General features: G+C 58.7%; 18 protein-coding genes. 10 read left to right on the forward strand and 8 right to left on the reverse strand.

The genetic code is table 11. The features are described from left to right. Positions 1-28: 28 nt before the first annotated feature. From pstC to ACR0NJ_RS09355, 6 genes are all read left to right on the forward strand, one after another. Positions 29-1501, forward strand: coding sequence for a phosphate ABC transporter permease subunit PstC (gene pstC, locus ACR0NJ_RS09330; RefSeq protein ID WP_480816857.1), 1473 nt, complete (start codon positions 29-31; stop codon positions 1499-1501). Next, positions 1498-2829: a phosphate ABC transporter permease PstA gene (pstA, locus tag ACR0NJ_RS09335; protein WP_480816858.1), complete on the forward strand. Its 1332-nt coding sequence runs from the start codon at positions 1498-1500 to the stop codon at positions 2827-2829. The genes pstC and pstA overlap by 4 nt, the downstream gene beginning before the upstream one ends. Positions 2830-2843: 14 nt before the next feature. Next, a complete protein-coding gene (gene pstB / locus ACR0NJ_RS09340) occupies positions 2844-3641 on the forward strand; it encodes a phosphate ABC transporter ATP-binding protein PstB (protein ID WP_480816859.1) in 798 nt (265 codons plus the stop codon). Between the two features lie 16 nt (positions 3642-3657). Further along, the gene (gene phoU, locus ACR0NJ_RS09345; protein ID WP_480816860.1) at positions 3658-4368 is read left to right on the forward strand and encodes a phosphate signaling complex protein PhoU; all 711 of its coding nucleotides are present in this window, start codon (positions 3658-3660) and stop codon (positions 4366-4368) included. Positions 4369-4380: 12 nt separating this feature from the next. Then, complete coding sequence (gene phoB, locus ACR0NJ_RS09350; RefSeq protein ID WP_480816861.1) at positions 4381-5070, forward strand: phosphate regulon transcriptional regulator PhoB; 690 nt, start codon at positions 4381-4383, stop codon at positions 5068-5070. Between the two features lie 177 nt (positions 5071-5247). Next, on the forward strand, positions 5248-6015 hold the full coding sequence (locus ACR0NJ_RS09355; RefSeq protein WP_480816862.1) for an SDR family oxidoreductase: 768 nt from the start codon (positions 5248-5250) through the stop codon (positions 6013-6015). On the opposite strand, the gene ACR0NJ_RS09360 is transcribed toward ACR0NJ_RS09355, so the two are convergent. Both ACR0NJ_RS09360 and ACR0NJ_RS09365 read right to left on the reverse strand, forming a co-directional pair. Then, positions 6012-6881, reverse strand: a complete 870-nt coding sequence (locus tag ACR0NJ_RS09360) for an acyl-CoA thioesterase (RefSeq protein WP_480816863.1) — start codon at positions 6879-6881, stop codon at positions 6012-6014. The two genes, ACR0NJ_RS09355 and ACR0NJ_RS09360, sit on opposite strands and share 4 nt — an antisense overlap. A gap of 48 nt (positions 6882-6929) precedes the next feature. Continuing rightward, a complete protein-coding gene (locus ACR0NJ_RS09365; protein ID WP_480816864.1) occupies positions 6930-8162 on the reverse strand; it encodes a serine hydrolase domain-containing protein in 1233 nt (410 codons plus the stop codon). A 180-nt stretch (positions 8163-8342) separates the two neighbouring features. Here ACR0NJ_RS09365 and ACR0NJ_RS09370 point away from each other — a divergent pair, with 180 nt between their 5' ends. Beyond that, positions 8343-8954, forward strand: a complete 612-nt coding sequence (locus tag ACR0NJ_RS09370; RefSeq protein ID WP_480816865.1) for a DsbA family protein — start codon at positions 8343-8345, stop codon at positions 8952-8954. Here the strand turns inward: ACR0NJ_RS09370 and ACR0NJ_RS09375 are convergent, their stop codons facing one another. Together ACR0NJ_RS09375 and ACR0NJ_RS09380 are read right to left on the reverse strand one after the other, a co-directional pair. Next, positions 8955-9983, reverse strand: coding sequence for a phosphotransferase family protein (locus ACR0NJ_RS09375; RefSeq protein ID WP_480816866.1), 1029 nt, complete (start codon positions 9981-9983; stop codon positions 8955-8957). An 8-nt stretch (positions 9984-9991) separates the two neighbouring features. Then, positions 9992-10810: an SDR family NAD(P)-dependent oxidoreductase gene (locus ACR0NJ_RS09380; RefSeq protein WP_480816867.1), complete on the reverse strand. Its 819-nt coding sequence runs from the start codon at positions 10808-10810 to the stop codon at positions 9992-9994. A gap of 105 nt (positions 10811-10915) precedes the next feature. Here ACR0NJ_RS09380 and ACR0NJ_RS09385 point away from each other — a divergent pair, with 105 nt between their 5' ends. From ACR0NJ_RS09385 to ACR0NJ_RS09395, 3 genes are all read left to right on the forward strand, one after another. After that, positions 10916-11917 (forward strand): NADPH:quinone oxidoreductase family protein, encoded by a 1002-nt coding sequence (locus tag ACR0NJ_RS09385; RefSeq protein WP_480816868.1) that lies wholly within the window; start codon positions 10916-10918, stop codon positions 11915-11917. 126 nt (positions 11918-12043) lie between these two features. After that, entirely contained in the window at positions 12044-12493 is a 450-nt protein-coding gene (gene aroQ / locus ACR0NJ_RS09390) for a type II 3-dehydroquinate dehydratase (protein ID WP_480816869.1), read from the forward strand. Further along, a complete protein-coding gene (locus ACR0NJ_RS09395) occupies positions 12490-13245 on the forward strand; it encodes an autoinducer binding domain-containing protein (protein ID WP_480816870.1) in 756 nt (251 codons plus the stop codon). Before aroQ ends, ACR0NJ_RS09395 begins: the two co-directional genes overlap by 4 nt. A gap of 374 nt (positions 13246-13619) precedes the next feature. Here ACR0NJ_RS09395 and tsf read toward each other — a convergent pair whose 3' ends face one another. From tsf to olsB, 4 genes are all read right to left on the reverse strand, one after another. Further along, entirely contained in the window at positions 13620-14495 is an 876-nt protein-coding gene (gene tsf / locus ACR0NJ_RS09400; RefSeq protein ID WP_480816871.1) for a translation elongation factor Ts, read from the reverse strand. A gap of 75 nt (positions 14496-14570) precedes the next feature. Continuing rightward, the gene (gene rpsB / locus ACR0NJ_RS09405) at positions 14571-15362 is read right to left on the reverse strand and encodes a 30S ribosomal protein S2 (RefSeq protein WP_480610897.1); all 792 of its coding nucleotides are present in this window, start codon (positions 15360-15362) and stop codon (positions 14571-14573) included. 192 nt (positions 15363-15554) lie between these two features. Then, positions 15555-16406 carry a lyso-ornithine lipid O-acyltransferase gene (gene olsA / locus ACR0NJ_RS09410; RefSeq protein ID WP_480816872.1) on the reverse strand — a complete coding sequence of 284 codons (852 nt, stop codon included), beginning with the start codon at positions 16404-16406 and terminating at the stop codon, positions 15555-15557. Next, positions 16393-17148: an L-ornithine N(alpha)-acyltransferase gene (olsB, locus tag ACR0NJ_RS09415; protein ID WP_480816873.1), complete on the reverse strand. Its 756-nt coding sequence runs from the start codon at positions 17146-17148 to the stop codon at positions 16393-16395. Before olsB ends, olsA begins: the two co-directional genes overlap by 14 nt. Between the last annotated feature and the right edge of the window lie 89 nt (positions 17149-17237).

Consider the following 17237-nt stretch of genomic DNA (forward strand, 5'->3'; position numbering starts at 1 on the left):
GCGCAAAACCAAGACACGTGGGGGTGTCATGCCGATAATTTGGCTTTTCCTGATCATCATCGCGATCTCTTCAGCCGGATATGTGCTGGGGCGTGCGCGCGCACTACAAAGCGCCGGGGGCGACAGCCGTAACCTGCATTCGCTGCCGGTCTTTTATGGTGCCAACGTCGCCTTGAAGGCTGCGGTTCCCGCCCTTGGTTTGTTGATTGTGTGGTTGCTGGTGCAGCCGCTGTTCGTGAATTCCCGGATTTCGGCGATGATCCCCGAGACTGCGGTCCAACAAGGATCATCCCTAAGTCTTGTGATGGCCGAGGTGCGCCGGACGGCCGGCGGGTTGGACAGTGCAGTGGCACAAGGTCTGCTGACCGCAAACGCGGCAGATGATCGAAACGTCGATATCGCCGAGGTGACCCAATTGCTGAAAGAAGCAGGGCAGGTGGTGACCTCGGACATCACGCAACCTGTACTGCATGCCGCCCAAAGCTACCGTGACATGAACGCGACCGGGTACACCTTCATGTCGGTGGTTATTCTTCTGGTCGCTTTGGTCGGTGCGGCGTTTAGCTGGTGGCAGACCCATTCGGATTACCGCGCCCGCAATGTGGTCGAACAGGGCGTGCGCGTCCTTTTGCTGGCAGCGGCATCGGTTGCCGTCCTGACGACGGTCGGCATCGTGTTGTCGCTGGTCTTCAACACGTGGGAGTTCTTCAAGCTTTACCCCGCGACCGACTTCTTTTTCGGAACGACCTGGGCCCCCAGCTTTTCGGGCCGGGGTGGCTCGTCGGCGCTGGGGATCATCCCGCTGCTGTGGGGGACGTTCTATATCTCTCTGGTCGCGCTACTGGTGGCCGTGCCCATCGGGCTGTTCGCGGCCATTTACCTCAGCGAGTATGCCTCGCCTCGGGTGCGATCAGTCGCCAAACCCCTGCTTGAAGTGCTGGCCGGTATCCCGACCATTGTTTACGGCCTGTTCGCGCTGCTGACCGTCGGCCCGCTGCTGCTGGGCGTGTTCGGTGATGACGGTCTGGGCTGGATGAAGGCAGGCACGGCTGTAATGACCGCAGGCCTGGTCATGGGCATCATGCTGATCCCGTTTGTGTCCTCGCTTTCGGACGACATCATCAACGCGGTCCCGCAGGCCATGCGTGACGGGTCTTACGGGCTGGGGGCCACCCAATCCGAAACCATCCGTCAGGTCGTCCTGCCCGCCGCCTTGCCGGGTATCGTCGGCGCAATCCTTCTGGCGGCCTCGCGCGCCATTGGTGAAACCATGATCGTGGTTCTGGGGGCAGGGGCCGCAGCCCGGCTCAGCCTGAACCCGTTCGAGGCCATGACCACCGTGACCGCGAAAATCGTCAGCCAGTTGACCGGCGACGCCGATTTCGCCTCGCCCGAGGCGCTGGTCGCCTTCGCACTTGGCATGACGCTGTTCGTCGTCACGCTGGGTCTGAACATCTTTGCCCTCTACATCGTGCGCAAGTACCGGGAGCAGTACGAATGACCGACGCAAGCATGCAAACCCCCGAAGCGGGCCGCCAATCGGTCTCGCTAACCGCGACGGACGCACGCACGCGCAAACGCGCCAATGCCGAAAAGCGGTTCCGGGCCTATGGAATAGTCGCAATCGCAACCGGGCTTTTCTTTCTTGTGGTCCTGTTCGCCTCGATCCTGTCGCAGGGTATCCCGGCCTTTACCCGCACAGTCGTGAGCGTGGAGTTCACGCTGACGGAACCGCAGCTTGAAGAGGCCGAAGGCACGCTGTTCAAAACCAAAGCCTATTCCGACCTGTTCATCGCGGCGCTGAACAAGGAGCTGTCCGACAGCGGGCTGAACGTTGACTTTGACGACAAGGCGATTGAACGGCTGCTGGGCAAAGTCGGCGGAACCATTCGGGAATTCTACAAAGCAAACCCGGACAAGCTGGGTGAACCCGTGGAATTTGACCTCGCAGCCTCCAGCCGGGTTGATGGGTACTACAAGGGCCGCGTGTCGCGCGACACCATTCAGGACAGCCGCTTCCTGCAGAAAAGAGACCTTGATTTGGTGGATGCGCTGAAAGAGGCGGGCATCATCAAACAGGTGTTCAACTGGCCGTTCATTACCGGCGCGGATTCGGGCGTGGACAACCCGGGTGGCGCGGGGATCGGGGCCTCGGTTGTGGGCTCGTTCTTCATGATGCTGGTGGTCCTGGGCCTGTCTCTGCCGATCGGCGTTGCCGCCTCGATCTATCTTGAGGAGTTCGCACCGCAGAACCGGTTTACGGATTTGATCGAGGTGAACATCTCGAACCTTGCCGCTGTGCCGTCCATCGTGTTCGGTATCCTTGGTTTGGCTGTGTTCATTCAGTTCATGCACCTGCCACAATCGGCCCCTCTGGTCGGCGGTCTCGTCCTGACGCTGATGACCCTGCCGACGATCATCATCTCGACCCGCGCCTCGCTCAAGGCGGTTCCACCGTCGATCCGGGATGCAGCACTTGGGGTAGGGGCCTCGAAAATGCAGGCGGTGTTCCATCACGTTCTGCCGCTGGCCGCGCCCGGTATCCTGACCGGCACCATCATCGGACTGGCGCAGGCGCTGGGGGAAACCGCGCCGCTGCTGCTAATTGGCATGGTGGGCTTTGTCGCGCGCGGATACCCGGACGGGTTCCTGGCTGGATTCACCGAGCCGAACTCGGCCATGCCCGCGCAAATCTATACTTGGGTCGCACGCGCCGACGTGGGCTTTTACGAAAAAGCCTGGGGCGGGATCATCATCCTTCTGGTATTCCTGCTGACCATGAACATCATCGCAATCATCCTGCGCCGCCGCTTTGAACGCCGCTGGTAACGAGGGGCACGAAAATGAACGACATGTCACGAGTGGAGAGAGACGTGGACACCAAGGATATCAAGCTGGAGTGCCGTGACTGCCAAGTTTACTACGGTGACACCCACGCCATCAAAGACGTCAATGTCGACATCGAAGACAAAACCGTAACGGCTTTCATCGGCCCGTCGGGCTGCGGCAAGTCCACCTTTCTGCGTTGCCTGAACCGGATGAACGACACGATCGACGTGGCCCGTGTGAAGGGCTCGTTCAAACTGGACGGCGAAGATATATATGACAAGCGGGTCGACCCTGTGCAGTTGCGCGCAAAGGTGGGCATGGTGTTCCAGAAACCGAACCCGTTCCCCAAGTCGATCTATGACAACGTGGCCTATGGCCCGCGCATTCACGGTCTTGCCAAGAACAAGGCGGAACTGGATGAAATCGTTGAAAAATCCCTGCGTCGCGGCGCGATCTGGGATGAGGTTAAGGACCGCTTGGATGCCCCGGGTACCGGTCTTTCAGGTGGTCAGCAACAGCGTTTGTGCATCGCGCGGGCCGTAGCGACGCAGCCAGAGGTCCTGCTGATGGACGAACCCTGCTCGGCGCTGGACCCGATTGCGACGGCGCAGGTTGAGGAACTGATCGACGAGCTGCGCAAGCGGTACTCGGTGGTGATCGTGACACACTCAATGCAGCAGGCGGCGCGTGTCAGCCAGAAGACGGCGTTCTTCCATCTGGGTAATCTGGTCGAGTTTGGCGAAACCGGCCAGATTTTCACCAACCCGGTAGACCCGCGCACCGAAAGCTACATTACAGGCCGCATCGGCTGATCAAAGGTATTCAGACATGAACGACACAAGCGAACAGCATATTGCATCTGCCTTCGACCGCGATCTTGAGGCGATTCAGGCGCATATCATGAAGATGGGCGGGCTTGTCGAAGCCTCGATCATGGGGGCGGCGCGCTCGCTGGAAACCCGGGACGAGGAACTGGCGCAGGACGTTCGCAGAAAAGACAAGGCAATCGATGCGCTGGAAGAGCTGATCAACGAGGAAACCGCGCGTTTGATCGCGCTCCGCGCGCCCACGGCAGGCGATTTGCGCCTGGTTCTTTCGGTCATGAAAGTGGCAGCTAACCTCGAGCGGATTGGGGACTATTCCAAGAATATCGCCAAGCGCACAGCAGTTCTGATCAACGCGGGCGAGATCAATGGCAGCGCCGCCGCCTTGCGCCGAATGGCCCGCGAGGTCGAGGTGATGCTGCGCGACGCGCTCGACGCCTATATCCAGCGCGATGCCGAACTGGCCGCCGATGTGATCGAGCGTGATCTGGAAGTTGACCAGATGTATAACGGTCTGTTTCGCGAGTTCCTGACTTTCATGGCTGAGGATCCACGCAACATCTCGGCCTGTATGCACCTGCATTTCATTGCCAAGAACATCGAACGCATGGGCGATCACGTGACCGCAATTGCCGAGCAGGTGGTCTATCTGGTTACCGGCGAACGCCCGACCGAGGCCAGGCCCAAAGCCGACAACACGTCGCACACTGTCTAGGAGACGCAGACCATGTCCGCAGATCAGCCGACTGTTTTGGTTGTCGAGGATGAACTCGCCCAGCGCGAGGTGCTGGCCTATAATCTGGAAGCCGAAGGGTTCCGCGTGTCCAAAGCCGCCAATGGCGACGAAGCGCTGCTGCTAGTGGACGAAGACAGCCCGGACATCATTGTGCTGGACTGGATGATGCCAAACCTCAGCGGCATCGAAGTATGTCGCAGGCTCAAGATCCGGCCAGACACGCGTTCGATCCCGATCATCATGCTGTCCGCGCGCTCGGAAGAGGTTGACAAAGTGCGGGGGCTAGAGACGGGGGCCGACGACTACGTGGTGAAACCCTATTCTGTCGTCGAATTGATGGCGCGAGTTCGTACGCAGTTACGCCGCGTTCGCCCAGCGACGGTCGGGCTGCGGTTGGAGTTTGCCGATATCGTTCTGGATTCCGAGACTCACAAGGTCAGCCGTGGCAGCAAACCGTTGAAACTCGGACCCACGGAATTCCGGCTGCTGAGCACGTTCATGGAAAAGCCGGGGCGGGTCTGGAGTCGCGAACAACTGCTGGACCGCGTCTGGGGCCGCGACATCTATGTGGACACGCGAACCGTAGACGTTCATATCGGTCGACTGCGCAAGGCGCTGACGCAACATGGTGGCGAAGACCCGGTGCGAACCGTGCGCGGCGCAGGATACGCGCTGGGGTGAGGGTCCTGGGTCGAAGGTGCGAAGTTTGTTCTTGGTTTCAAGCGGATAGAGGATTTTTTGCATCTGCCTTCCGAGCGATTAATAAAACGTATAATCGGTATTATGGTAAATAAATAACCCTGTAATTCCGCATTCAACGCCGTACCATGCTCCAAAAGCTTGTAAGTTGGACCGCAGATGGAATTGCATGGAAAGACCGTTGTCGTCACTGGCGCTGCTGGCGGGATTGGCAAAGGCCTCGCGCAGCGGTTTGCGCGTGAAGGTTCCTTGGTGGTCTGCGCCGACATTGATGACGACGGCGCGCAGCTGACCGCCGAGGCGATCGGCGGACACGCTATGCGCTGCGATGTGTCCTCCGAGACTGACATCGTGGCTTTGATCGACCATGTCGAAGACAGCATCGCGCCGATTGATCTGTTCTGTGCAAATGCCGGAATTTTGACCCTGGGCGGTCCGGACGTGTCTGATGACGACTGGGATCGGATCTGGAACATCAATGTTATGTCCCACGTCTGGACCGCGCGGCATCTGGTTCCCCGGATGATTGCGCGCGGCGGTGGTTACCTGCTGACAACTGCCTCAGCGGCCGGATTGCTGAACCAACCCGGCGCGGCTCCGTACGCTGTGACCAAACACGCCGCTGTTGGACTGGCCGAATGGCTGGCTTTGACATATGGCCCCAAAGGGTTGCGCGTTTCGGTACTGTGCCCGCAGGCCGTGCGATCTGAAATGACGCGCGGGCACGAGACTTCGGTGGCGGCAATCGACGGGATGCTGGAGCCTGAAGAGGTTGCAGGCGCTTGCATTGAGGCTATCCGTGCCGAGCAATTTCTGGTGCTGCCACATCCAGAGGTGCTAAATTACATGAGGTTGAAAACAGCGGACTACGACCACTGGATCGCGGGAATGCAGAAGCTAAATCAGCAGTTTACAGAAAAACCCTAAGGTCGTTTCTGAGCCTTGCGCATCAACCCTTCCTGAGCGACCGATGCAACCAGAACGCCATCTTCCGAATAGATCGACCCTCGGTTAAAGTTCCGTCCCTGCCCCGCCCAAGGCGAGTCCATCGAGTACAAATGCCACTGGTCGAATTGCACGGGCGCGTGAAACCATATCGCGTGGTCGAGACTGGCGCCATTCACTTCGCCCGTAAACCAGCTTACGCCATGAGGGCGCATACCCGAAAGCATCAGGCTCATGTCCGAAGCATAAGCCAGAAGTAGATGTTGTGTCTTGGCGTCCGCCGAGGCTGCTGCACCCATACGAAACCAGATTTGGTTGCGGTCATCAGAGATCGCGGGATGGAAAAGGTCCAGATGATCGACCTCTCGCACCTCAATCGGGCGTTCGCGCAGGAATTCACCGCGCATCTTCTCCGGGACCCGATCAAGATAGCGGTTTCGCAATTCAGTTCTGGCCGGATAGGTCTCTGGCGCGTTCAAATCGGGCATCGGATGCTGGTGGGACCATCCTTCGTCCTGAATATGGAACGAGGCTGACATGTTCAGAATCTGTTTTCCGTGCTGGATCGCGACCACGCGCCGTGTCGTGAAAGAACCTCCATCCCGCGCTCTATCCACCTGATAAATAACCGGAATGCTTGGATCTCCGGGCCGGATGAAATACGCGTGCAGCGAGTGACATAGCCGGTCATCCACGGTCCTGTAGGCTGCAGCCAGCGCCTGCGCGATCACCTGGCCGCCAAATATCCGCATGGGTGTTTCACCGCCGGAGCCGGTGCCGCGAAACAAATCGACCTCAAGCCGTTCGACGTTCAAAAGATCAAGCAGAATGCGCTCGGCTTCGGTCATGGTCCGGTCTCCGATGGGGTTTTGAAACGGGTATCCGCGTTTTGGGGATCAATCAACCAAAGCGGCCTGAACCAGCGCTTTAAGCTCGGCCCGTGACGGGTACGAGCTTGAGGGCGACAACTGGGTGAAAAACACCGCAGTCAGGTCGTTCTCCCAGTCGATCCAGAAGAAGGTCGAGGCCATACCGCCCCAGCTGAAATCTCCGACCGAGCCGGGAACCCGCACCCTGCCCGGGTCCAGCAGCACCGAGCCGCCTAGGCCGAAACCGACGCCCTCCATCGGTTGTTCGGCGAAACTGCTCGGTCCCATGGATGCGATGTCGCCCGGCAAATGGTTGCGCATCATGAAGTCCACGATTTTGGGGCCAAGCAGACGATGGCCGTTGCCCAAGCCGCGGTTCCTTAACATCTCGGCGAATGCGGCGTAATCGTCGATTGTGCCAATCAAACCTCCACCGCCCGAGAATGTTGTGGTGTGTTCAAAGGGCGAGTCGCCGGGCTGATCCACCAGACGCAAGGTCTCGGAACCATGATTGGCGGAATTCAACGCCATCGCATCTCCGGACAGCGGTGAGTAGAGCGAGGCAAACCGATCCCCTGCTCCGTCCGGAACCCGGAAGGCGGTGTCGTGCATCCCCAGTGGGTCAAAGATGTGTTCGCGAAAGTACTGGTCCAGCGTCTTGCCGGAGGCCAGTTCGATGACGTAGCCTAGCACGTCCATGCTGACCGAGTATTCCCATCGCGTCCCCGGCTGGAAAGCCAGCGGCAGCTTTGCAAGATCTCGCACCCTGTCGCTCAGAAGCCCTTGATCTGGCTTGAATAACAGGTCCTGCTCATCCATCGCGGCGGGCAGAACGCCGGGGTTGAACGGATAACTGAGGCCGCTGGTGTGGGTCAGCATCTGGTGCAGGGTTGGAGGAACGGCTTCCTCGGTCTGGTCCAGCGTTTCTGCACCGGTGATCAGCGCCTGCACCTCTGGGAACTCGGGGATGAACTCCGAAATCGGGGTGTCGAGTGTGAAAAGTCCGCGCTCGACCAGCATCATCAGGGCCACGGCGGTCACGGGTTTAGTCATCGAGTAGATGCGCGCCAATGTATCCCGCTCGAACGGCAGATCGTTTTCGGTGCTGCGCTGACCGCAAGCGTGAAAAAACGCCTCGGTCCCGTGCTGTTTCAGCAAAAACGAACTGCCCGCATATTTGCGCTGATCCACATAGCGCTCCATCCACGGGCGGATGCGATCCAGCCGTGCCGGATCGAGTGTTACGTCGCTGTTCGGCATATCCCGCCCCTGTCCCGATCTTCGTCGCTTTTCCCTGCGATCTGACCGCATTTGCAGATATTTCTCAAGAAAATCATTGCTATCGCTGAAACTGTCTTCGGGCTGTTAGACTGGCAGTGGTACAGATTCGCAGTTTCCCAGTTCCCGAACATAACCAGACACCCCGCGCGGAGGAACGACATGGCGCAAAGCATAGATTTTGTTTACGATTTTTGCAGCCCCAATGCGTTCTTAGCGTACAAGGCGCTGCCCGATTTAGCCGCGCGGTATGAGGTTGAGGTCAAATATGTGCCAGTCTTGCTGCCCATCGTTTTCAAGGCGACTCACAACCAAAACCCGTTTGAGGCGTTCTCGGAAAACCGCAAAAAGACCTCGTACCTGACGCATGACCTGCACCGGTTTGCACGGCGGCGTGGGATCAGTTTTCATATGAGTCCACATTTTCCGATGAACACGAAATTCGCAATGCGCGGTGCGTTGTTTGCGATGGGGAAGTCGTGGGAAACCAATTATATAGACGCGATCTTTGATGCAATCTGGGTGCATGGTCAAAAGGTCGAGGAAATCGGCGTGTTGACGGATATCCTGCACGAGCACGGCCTGCCTGTTCGCAAAATACGCGAGGCTATTGCAAGCGCGGACACAAAGCCGAAACTGAAAGAACAATCCAAGGCCGCCGTGAAACGCGGCGTGTTCGGCGTGCCCAGCATGTTCCTTGGGTCCGAGATGTTTTTTGGCAAAAACAGCCTGGCAAATCTGGAGCTTGAACTTTCCACTCTGGCCAAGGCGTGATCATCCCTCGTTTAACGCGGCCAAACCGTGCTGGGCAAAGACCGGAACATAGGCCCCGAAGGCCTGCGCTCGTTTCGGGTCGGACGCGTTGCCGTCCAAAGCGCGTCTATAAACGCCCTGCAGAATCCCAGCCATTCGGAAGAAATTGAAGGCCAGATAGAAGCCGAAGTTCTCGATTTCAGACAGGCCGCGCAGCTGGCAATATTGGTCGATAAACGCCCGATCGCTTGGCAGCCCCAGAGCGTTGCGATCAATCCCGGCAAGGCCTCGCCCCTCTTTCTCGGGTGGTAGTTGCCACTGCATGATAACGGCGGCCAGATCGGCGTAAGGGTGGCCGATGGTCGATAATTCCCAATCCAGCACGCCGATGCAGTTGGTCCCGTCCTGGGCGAACATCAGGTTGTCGATCCTGTAGTCTCCGTGAACCAGAGTTCTTTGCCCGTCATCAGCCGGGATCGAGCTTTCCAGCGCAGTGATCAGCGCATCCATGTCATCGATCATCGAGGTTTCCGAGGCACGGTACTGCTTGGTCCAGCGCGAGATCTGGCGTTCGAAATAATTACCCGTTGGGCCGTAATCGGCCAACCCTACCGCGTTGATATCCACCATATGCAACGCGGCCAGAACCCGGTTCATCTCGTCAAATACGGCGGTTCGGGTGTCATTGCTTTCGCCTTGCATCGTCGGTTCCAGAAAAACCCTGCCTTCTAGGCGTTCCATCACGTAAAAGGCCGATCCAATCACCGTCTCGTCCTCGCACAGGAACAGCATCTCGGGCACTGGCACGGGGCTACCCGCCAACGCGCGCTGCACCCGGAACTCCCGCTCGATCGCGTGGGCTGATTTCAGCAAAACGCCCGGGGGCTTACGACGCAGGACATAGGATTTTTTGGGCGTTCGGAGCTCGAACGTCGGGTTGGACTGGCCAATTGCGAATTTTGTGGCCTGTAAAGGACCACGGTAGCCTTCCAGATGAGCGCTGAGATAGGCGTCGACTGCGGTAAGGTCCAAAGCGGAGTTGTCGTTCATAGTGGCGCTCATAAAGCTTCGGCGAAGATATTGCCCGCCGTCACGACATTGATACCACCGGATACTGGGATCACCGCGCCGGTCACGTAGCTGCCGCCACGTCCGCACAGGAACAGCATGCACCCGGCGATATCCTCATCCCGGCCAACGCGTCCCAAGGGGACCGATTTGCCGACCTTGGCGCGCGTCCCCTCGTCTTCCGTGGCAAACGCCGTCATGCGCGAAACAAACGGACCGGGTGCCAGCGCGTTGACGGTGATGTGGTGGGGCGACAGTTCTTTCGCCAAGATCTTGGTCAGATGCAGCACGGCGGCTTTCGAGGCCGAATAGCTATACGCCCCATCCCCCATCGGAACCTCGCCCATGACCGAGCCCACATTGACCACGCGGGCCGGGTCATCCTCGGTCGCCGTGGCCATCAACAGGGGCAGCAAGCGCTGGGTCAGCTCAAAAATGCCCGCAACGTTGACGGACATCACCTTATCCCACGCGTCATACGGGAACTGTCCAATCGGCGCGCCCCACGAGACACCGGCATTATTCATAAGAATATCAAGGCGGCCCGTGCGCGCGTTGATGTCCGAGACCAGCACTTCGATCCCCTCCGCGCTGCTCAAATCCCCGGCAAAACCCTCGGCACTGCCGGGGGCGTCCAGCGCGTTTAACTCGGCTGCAACTGTAACGCAGGCATCCCCTTTGCGCGAGGCGATCAGGACGCGGGCTCCTGCCCTGACCAGTGCCTCTGCCGCCATGCGTCCGATGCCCGTGGCCCCACCGGTGACCAAAGCGGTCTTTCCTTGCAGTGAAAATAGCGTTTCGGGTGTCATTGTCTGCTCCTCCGTTGGGTGCGACGCGGCGTCCCCCATGTTGACTCAGCGTGGTCTTGCCCCGAGATTTCCCTTTCAGAGAATAACAGGGGCAACAGGATCAACATGCAAGCATTACTCAGCGTCGCGCCGGGCGGGCCCGAGACTCTGGAACTTACCACCCTGCCCGATCCGCATCCGGGCAAAGGGGAACTGCTGGTCGGCGTCAAAGCGGCGGGCGTGAACTTTCCGGATACCCTGATCATTCAGGACCTGTACCAGATGAAACCGCCCCGCCCCTTTGCGCCGGGCGGTGAGATCGCAGGTGAGGTTCTGGCAGTTGGTGAAGGGGTCACGGGCTTTGCGGTCGGCGACAGAGTTCTTACCCTGACCGCTTTTGGTGGGTTTGCCACGCATCTGAATGTTCAGGCGTCCTCGGCAATCAAGATGCCCGAGGCGATGCCCTATGACGATGCCGCGTGTTTTATTTTTACCTACGGCACGTCGTACCACGCCCTGAAGGACCGGGCCGCTATCCAGCCCGGTGAGACTATGCTGATTCTGGGTGCTGCGGGCGGCGTCGGAACGGCTGCCATCGAACTGGGCAAAGCGATGGGGGCCAGGGTGATTGCGGCGGTATCATCACCGGAAAAGGCGGAATTCTGCCGCCAGATCGGGGCGGATGACGTTCTTGTGTACCCTAAGGACATGACCAAGGACGCGCAGAAGGGTTTTGCCAAGGAAATCAAGGCGCTCACCAAAGGGGATGGCGTTGACGTGGTGTATGATGCGGTGGGTGGTGCATATGCTGAACCAGCGCTGCGCAGCATGGCGTGGAAAGGGCGCTATCTGGTTGTCGGCTTTCCGGCGGGTATTCCGAACATCCCACTCAATCTCGCGCTGTTGAAAGGCTGCCAGATCGTTGGCGTTTTCTGGGGCGCATCGGTGTTCCGAGAGCCCGAGGGCCATGCGGAAAACATTAGCGAATTGTTTGACTTATACCAAGCCGGACACATCAGGCCACGCATCAGCGAACGGTTCCCGCTGAGCCGCGCAGCCGAGGCGTTGGTTCTTTTGTCGAGACGATCTGTTCTCGGAAAAGTTGTGGTGACCATTGGCGAAGGCTGAACGGGCCAACGCTAAGCGCATCGCTGCCCGTCCCAGGGGTGTTGCGGACTCGCCTCATAAGGGCAAACCCCGGTGGACATCCCCAACTGTTCGTGCCAATGAATTTGACATGGGGACAATGAAATAATGCATAAAATTCTGGTTTTGAACGGTCCGAACCTCAATCTGCTGGGTACGCGGCAGCCCGAGGTTTACGGCAGCACAACGTTGCAGATGGTCGAGGATTTGTGCACCAGCCACGGCGCGTCCGTCGGGCTGGAGGTTTCGCATTTCCAGTCCAATCACGAAGGCGCGCTGATCGACGCGATCCACGGCGCGCGCGGTGCCCAGGATGGGCTGGTTCTGAACGCAGGCGCATACACCCATACGTCAATCGCGCTGATGGACGCGATTGCCTCGGTCGAGCTTCCGATGGTTGAGGTTCACTTGTCCAACATCCACGCGCGTGAGGCGTTTCGCCACAAGTCCTACATCGCCTCGGTTGCGTTAGGGCAGATCTGCGGTTTTGGCGCGCAGAGTTATGTTCTGGCGCTCGACGCTCTGGCAGCGCATTTGGGCAAGGAGAATGCGGGATGAACCTGTCCGAGTATCTCAACTTTCTGAGCTACACCAAGACTCTGGAAGAGCTTTGGGATGCGCATTGCCGCCAGATGGCACAATACGGGTTTGACCGTTTGCTGTATGGCTATACGCAATACCGCACCGAAACCTCGCTGGGGGACCCCGAGGATTTCGTGATCCTGACCAACCACTGTCAGGAATACCTGGACGGGTTTCTGCGGTCGGGCCTGTATTTCAATGCGCCGATGCTGAAATGGGCGTTGCAGAACGAAGGGGCCGCAAGCTGGCGCTTGATCGGCGAGATGATGTCCAGCGGAACCATGACCGCTGAAGAGCGGCGCGTTTTCGATTTCAACAAGGCAAAAGGCGCGACAGTCGGCTATACGATCAGCTTTACCTCGGTCTCGATGCGGTCCAAGGGCGCGATTTCGATGGCGCATTACGGCGACATGACTCAGGACCAGTTGGATTCGGTCTGGGATGAGCATGGCGATGACATCCTGTTGATGAACAACATGGCGCATCTGAAAATCCTGACCCTGCCCTATAACGCGCCGAACCGAGCCCTGACAAAACGCCAGCGCGAGGCGCTGCAATGGGTGGGCGACGGCAAGACTACGCAGGACATTGCTCTGCTTATGGGGCTGACCTCTGCCACCGTGGAAAAGCACCTGCGGCTTGCGCGTGAGGCGTTGTCGGTCGAAACAACAGCACAGGCCGTATTGAAGGCGTCCTTGCAGAATCAAATGTTCGTGATGGAGGCCTAGCCTCTACCAAGCACAGCGTGTCCTTACTTTACCTAGGGTAAGGAAATCATGACTTTTCGTTCTAATACCAAAGTTGCAAAGTGTTAATGTTCCGTGAGTGGTGGCTTTAGCCAGGGAACATTTGGTCGGATCTTTGCAATACCAAAGCTCTCCGGTCGGTCTGACATCGGGGCGTCTATTCGTCCGCGTACCTTTGTCGGAATTTTTGAGGGGCCTCGACCATCCCCATCATGCGGGGCCCCTCATTCACCATCCTTAGAAAGTGCGGGCGCCTCGGCGTCTTTTTTTGTGTCTGCAAAAAAAAATCGGCCACGCAATGCGTGACCGACCTTTGCGTGCTTCCGGACCCCTGTTCTGGGGGCCGGGGAAATCGCTTAGCCTTGTGCGGCTTTGGCAACTTCGGCTGCGAAGTCTTCTTTTTCGACCACGATGCCTTCGCCAACTTCCAGACGGATGAATCCAGTGATGGTTGCGCCTGCTTCTTTGGCCGCTGCTTCAACGGTCAGGTCAGGGTTCACGACGAACTGCTGGTTCAGCAGGGTCGATTCCGCGACGAATTTCTTCATGCGGCCGACGATCATCTTTTCGATCACCTGCTCCGGCTTGCCGGATTCGCGGGCGATGTCCATCTGAACTTGCTTTTCTTTCTCGACAACTGCCGGGTCCATGTCCGCCTCGGACAGAGCCGCCGGGTTCACGGCCGCGATATGCATCGCAACCTGCTTGCCGATCGCTTCGTCGCCACCGGACAGAGCAACCAGAACGCCGATTTTACCCATGCCGTTGGTGGCTGCGTTGTGGACGTAGGACACAACGGTGTCGCCCGACAGTTTGGACATGCGGCGCACCGACATGTTCTCGCCAATGGTGGCGATCTTGTCAGTCAGAGTGTCGGCCACGTTCTTGCCGCCCAGATCAGCTGCCAGCAGGGCTTCAACGTTATCCACGCCTTCGGCTGCATAGGCGATCTTGCCAACCATTTCCTGGAATTCAGCGTTCTTTGCAACGAAGTCGGTCTCCGAGTTCACCTCGACAGCAACACCGTTGCCACCGCTGACGTGAACGGCAACCAGACCCTCGGCTGCGGTACGGCCCGATTTCTTGGCCGCTTTGGCCAGACCTTTGGTGCGTAGCCAGTCAACGGCCTCGTCCATGTTACCGCCGGTCTCGGTCAGCGCTTTTTTCGCGTCCATCATGCCTGCGCCGGTTGCGTCGCGCAGTTCTTTCACCATTGCTGCTGTGATTGCCATCTTAGGCTCTCCTCAATTCAAACGGATTTGGGGCAGGTCTACCCTGCCCCATATGTCATTTACGTGACGGGCAGCTTACGCTTCAGCAGGTGTTTCTGCCTCGGCGGGGGCTTCTTCTGCGACGGCTTCTTCCACCGGAGCTTCCTCGAATGCACCCAGATCAACGCCTGCCGCACCCATCTGAGCGGTCATACCGTCCAGAGCGGCACGTGCGGCCAGATCGCAGTACAGAGCGATTGCGCGGGCAGCGTCGTCGTTGCCGGGGATGATGTAGTCAACGCCGTCGGGCGAGCAGTTGGTGTCGACAACAGCCACAACCGGGATACCCAGCTTGTTGGCTTCGGCGATGGCCAGCGCTTCTTTCTTAACGTCGATGACGAACAGCAGATCAGGTACGCCGCCCATCTCGCGGATACCGCCCAGCGAAGCTTGCAGCTTGGCCTGGTCACGCTCCATGCCCAGACGCTCTTTCTTGGTCAGGCCTTCGGCGCCCGATTCCATCGCTTCGTCGATCTGGTTCAGACGGTTGATCGACTGGGAAACGGTTTTCCAGTTGGTCAGCGTGCCGCCCAGCCAGCGGTGGTTCATGTAGTACTGAGCCGACTTTTCAGCCGCTTCAGCGATCGGGCCGGCAGCCTGACGCTTGGTACCAACGAACAGAACGCGGCCACCTTTTGCAACGGTGTCACGAACGGCCTGCAAAGCCTGGTCCAGCATCGGAACGGTCTGGGTCAGGTCCATGATGTGGATGCCATTGCGCGAGCCGTAGATGAACGGGCCCATGCGGGGGTTCCAACGCTGTGTCTGGTGACCGAAGTGAACGCCAGCTTCCAGCAGCTGACGCATGGTGAACTCGGGAAGAGCCATGCTTTACTTTCCTTTTCCGGTTTACGCCTCGGCGGGGGTGAAAGAAGCGGATGCTCCAACCGGCGGGCCAGATAGGGATGTCTCCCCTACAAAGCCCAAACCCCGCCTGCGGGTTTGAATGGCGCGCGTATACGTTAGCGGCGATCACCCTACAAGGGAAAAAATCAAAAAAAATATGCTTGGCGCATTATTTTACGATATGCGCGCCAAGCTATGCGCGTGACGCACAGCCCCCTCACAATGCGCCGCCAACGCCTTGCGGTTGGCGAAATCGCTGACCTTTGCGGGACTGTGATAAATCAACTCGACCGAGCCCTGCCTGCGCGCGCCCAGCGTCTTGAGCAGATGCGGCGCGAAATCCATATCTCCCCACCAGCCATAGAACCGATCCGGTTCCCCTTTCGGCGCGTGATAGATGACCGAGACGGGCTGCACATACATGAAATCGCGCAGTTCTTCGGTAAAGAAGGCCGCGAAAAGCGTTGTTTTAAATGGCAAAACACGCAGTCCGTCTGTCGACGTGCCCTCGGGGAAGAACAATAGCTTGTGCCCCGCGGTCAGCCGTTCCTGAAACAGCAAGGTCTGTTCTCGCGCCTTTTTTGGGTTACGTTCGATGAAGACCGTGCCGGTCGAGCGCGCCAGCCAGCCGATACCGGGCCATTTGGCGACCTCGGCCTTGGACACAAAAAACACGCGTTTGCGGGAATTCAGCGCGAATATATCCAGCCAAGAGGAATGGTTCGCCACCACCGCCCCGCGCTGGGTCATCAACTCTCCGGACGCGCGGAACCCGATACCGAGAATTCGAAATGCGTTCCGGCTGACGAACTGAGTGATGTATGGCGTGATCGGTCGGCGCACCCCGTAAATCGGTCGTTCGATCAGACGCAGGGCCAGAAGGACAAACAGCCCGCCGAACACCAAGATCGCCAGGGGTAGACCTCTGAGCAGAACCAGCAGCCAACCGGTAAGGCCCAACTCAATCGGGTCGGGTGCGTCATCGCTGCGCCACGAGGCATCGCTCACAGGTTTATGCTCCGCCATAGATGCGCCTCTGCCGGTCGTTCATGCGCGCGGTGTCGAGGATCAGGCAAACATCGGTGGTGTTGAACGCATGGTCGATAAAGGCCCCCTCGCCCACGAAACCGCCCAGCCGCAGATAGGCTTTGATCAGCGCGGGCACCTGCACCATCGCCGCGCGCCGGTCCAGCGCGTCTGGTTCGATCAGATCCATCGACTGAAAGACCTCGGGCTGCGCCCGAACCCTCAGATCGGTGGGCGCAAGGTGGTTGTGGTGCAGCATCGACAGCGGCTGCGCCAGCGCCTGCACATCGGTGCCGTGAAAACTGGCGACGCCGAACAGAACCTCGATCTGGCGCTCGGTGACATAAGCGGCCAACCCGTTCCACAGATGGTATAGCGCCATACCGCCCCGATAATCAGGATGAATACAGGACCGCCCCAATTCCAGCAGCTTTCGCCCGCTGTCCTTCAGCACATTCACATCATATTCGTCTTCGGAATAAAACTGGCCCAAATCTGCGGCACGTTCACCCGGTAACAGCCTGTAAACGCCTACAACTTCGCCGCTGAGGTTGTCTATCGCAAGCATATGGTCAAAGTAAGGATCGAACCGGTCCCGCTCCAGCCCCGCGTCATGGTCGACCATCTCTCCCCCGCCGCCCAGTTCGCGCACGAACACGTCATAGCGCAGGCGCTGCGCGGCGTGTAGGTCATCCTCGGTCTCGGCAAGGCGGATGGTAAATGAAGGGCCAGCGTCGGGCATGTCAGTCCTTTGTGTCACACGCGGCTGGTATCGCAGATTTTCGGCCAAAGGCAACAGGATGACTCTGGTGATCCCCGTTAACCTTTCCT

Source organism: Ruegeria sp. F11 (genome assembly GCF_056533855.1).

What these genes read in the sequence shown, in the direction of transcription:
- pstC (WP_480816857.1), top strand. Translation starts at nt 29, where the DNA reads ATGCCGATAATTTGGCTTTTCCTGATCATCATCGCGATCTCTTCAGCC.
- pstA (WP_480816858.1), top strand. Translation starts at nt 1,498, where the DNA reads ATGACCGACGCAAGCATGCAAACCCCCGAAGCGGGCCGCCAATCGGTC.
- pstB (WP_480816859.1), top strand. Translation starts at nt 2,844, where the DNA reads ATGAACGACATGTCACGAGTGGAGAGAGACGTGGACACCAAGGATATC.
- phoU (WP_480816860.1), top strand. Translation starts at nt 3,658, where the DNA reads ATGAACGACACAAGCGAACAGCATATTGCATCTGCCTTCGACCGCGAT.
- phoB (WP_480816861.1), top strand. Translation starts at nt 4,381, where the DNA reads ATGTCCGCAGATCAGCCGACTGTTTTGGTTGTCGAGGATGAACTCGCC.
- ACR0NJ_RS09355 (WP_480816862.1), top strand. Translation starts at nt 5,248, where the DNA reads ATGGAATTGCATGGAAAGACCGTTGTCGTCACTGGCGCTGCTGGCGGG.
- ACR0NJ_RS09360 (WP_480816863.1), bottom strand. Translation starts at nt 6,881, where the DNA reads ATGACCGAAGCCGAGCGCATTCTGCTTGATCTTTTGAACGTCGAACGG.
- ACR0NJ_RS09365 (WP_480816864.1), bottom strand. Translation starts at nt 8,162, where the DNA reads ATGCCGAACAGCGACGTAACACTCGATCCGGCACGGCTGGATCGCATC.
- ACR0NJ_RS09370 (WP_480816865.1), top strand. Translation starts at nt 8,343, where the DNA reads ATGGCGCAAAGCATAGATTTTGTTTACGATTTTTGCAGCCCCAATGCG.
- ACR0NJ_RS09375 (WP_480816866.1), bottom strand. Translation starts at nt 9,983, where the DNA reads ATGAACGACAACTCCGCTTTGGACCTTACCGCAGTCGACGCCTATCTC.
- ACR0NJ_RS09380 (WP_480816867.1), bottom strand. Translation starts at nt 10,810, where the DNA reads ATGACACCCGAAACGCTATTTTCACTGCAAGGAAAGACCGCTTTGGTC.
- ACR0NJ_RS09385 (WP_480816868.1), top strand. Translation starts at nt 10,916, where the DNA reads ATGCAAGCATTACTCAGCGTCGCGCCGGGCGGGCCCGAGACTCTGGAA.
- aroQ (WP_480816869.1), top strand. Translation starts at nt 12,044, where the DNA reads ATGCATAAAATTCTGGTTTTGAACGGTCCGAACCTCAATCTGCTGGGT.
- ACR0NJ_RS09395 (WP_480816870.1), top strand. Translation starts at nt 12,490, where the DNA reads ATGAACCTGTCCGAGTATCTCAACTTTCTGAGCTACACCAAGACTCTG.
- tsf (WP_480816871.1), bottom strand. Translation starts at nt 14,495, where the DNA reads ATGGCAATCACAGCAGCAATGGTGAAAGAACTGCGCGACGCAACCGGC.
- rpsB (WP_480610897.1), bottom strand. Translation starts at nt 15,362, where the DNA reads ATGGCTCTTCCCGAGTTCACCATGCGTCAGCTGCTGGAAGCTGGCGTT.
- olsA (WP_480816872.1), bottom strand. Translation starts at nt 16,406, where the DNA reads ATGGCGGAGCATAAACCTGTGAGCGATGCCTCGTGGCGCAGCGATGAC.
- olsB (WP_480816873.1), bottom strand. Translation starts at nt 17,148, where the DNA reads ATGCCCGACGCTGGCCCTTCATTTACCATCCGCCTTGCCGAGACCGAG.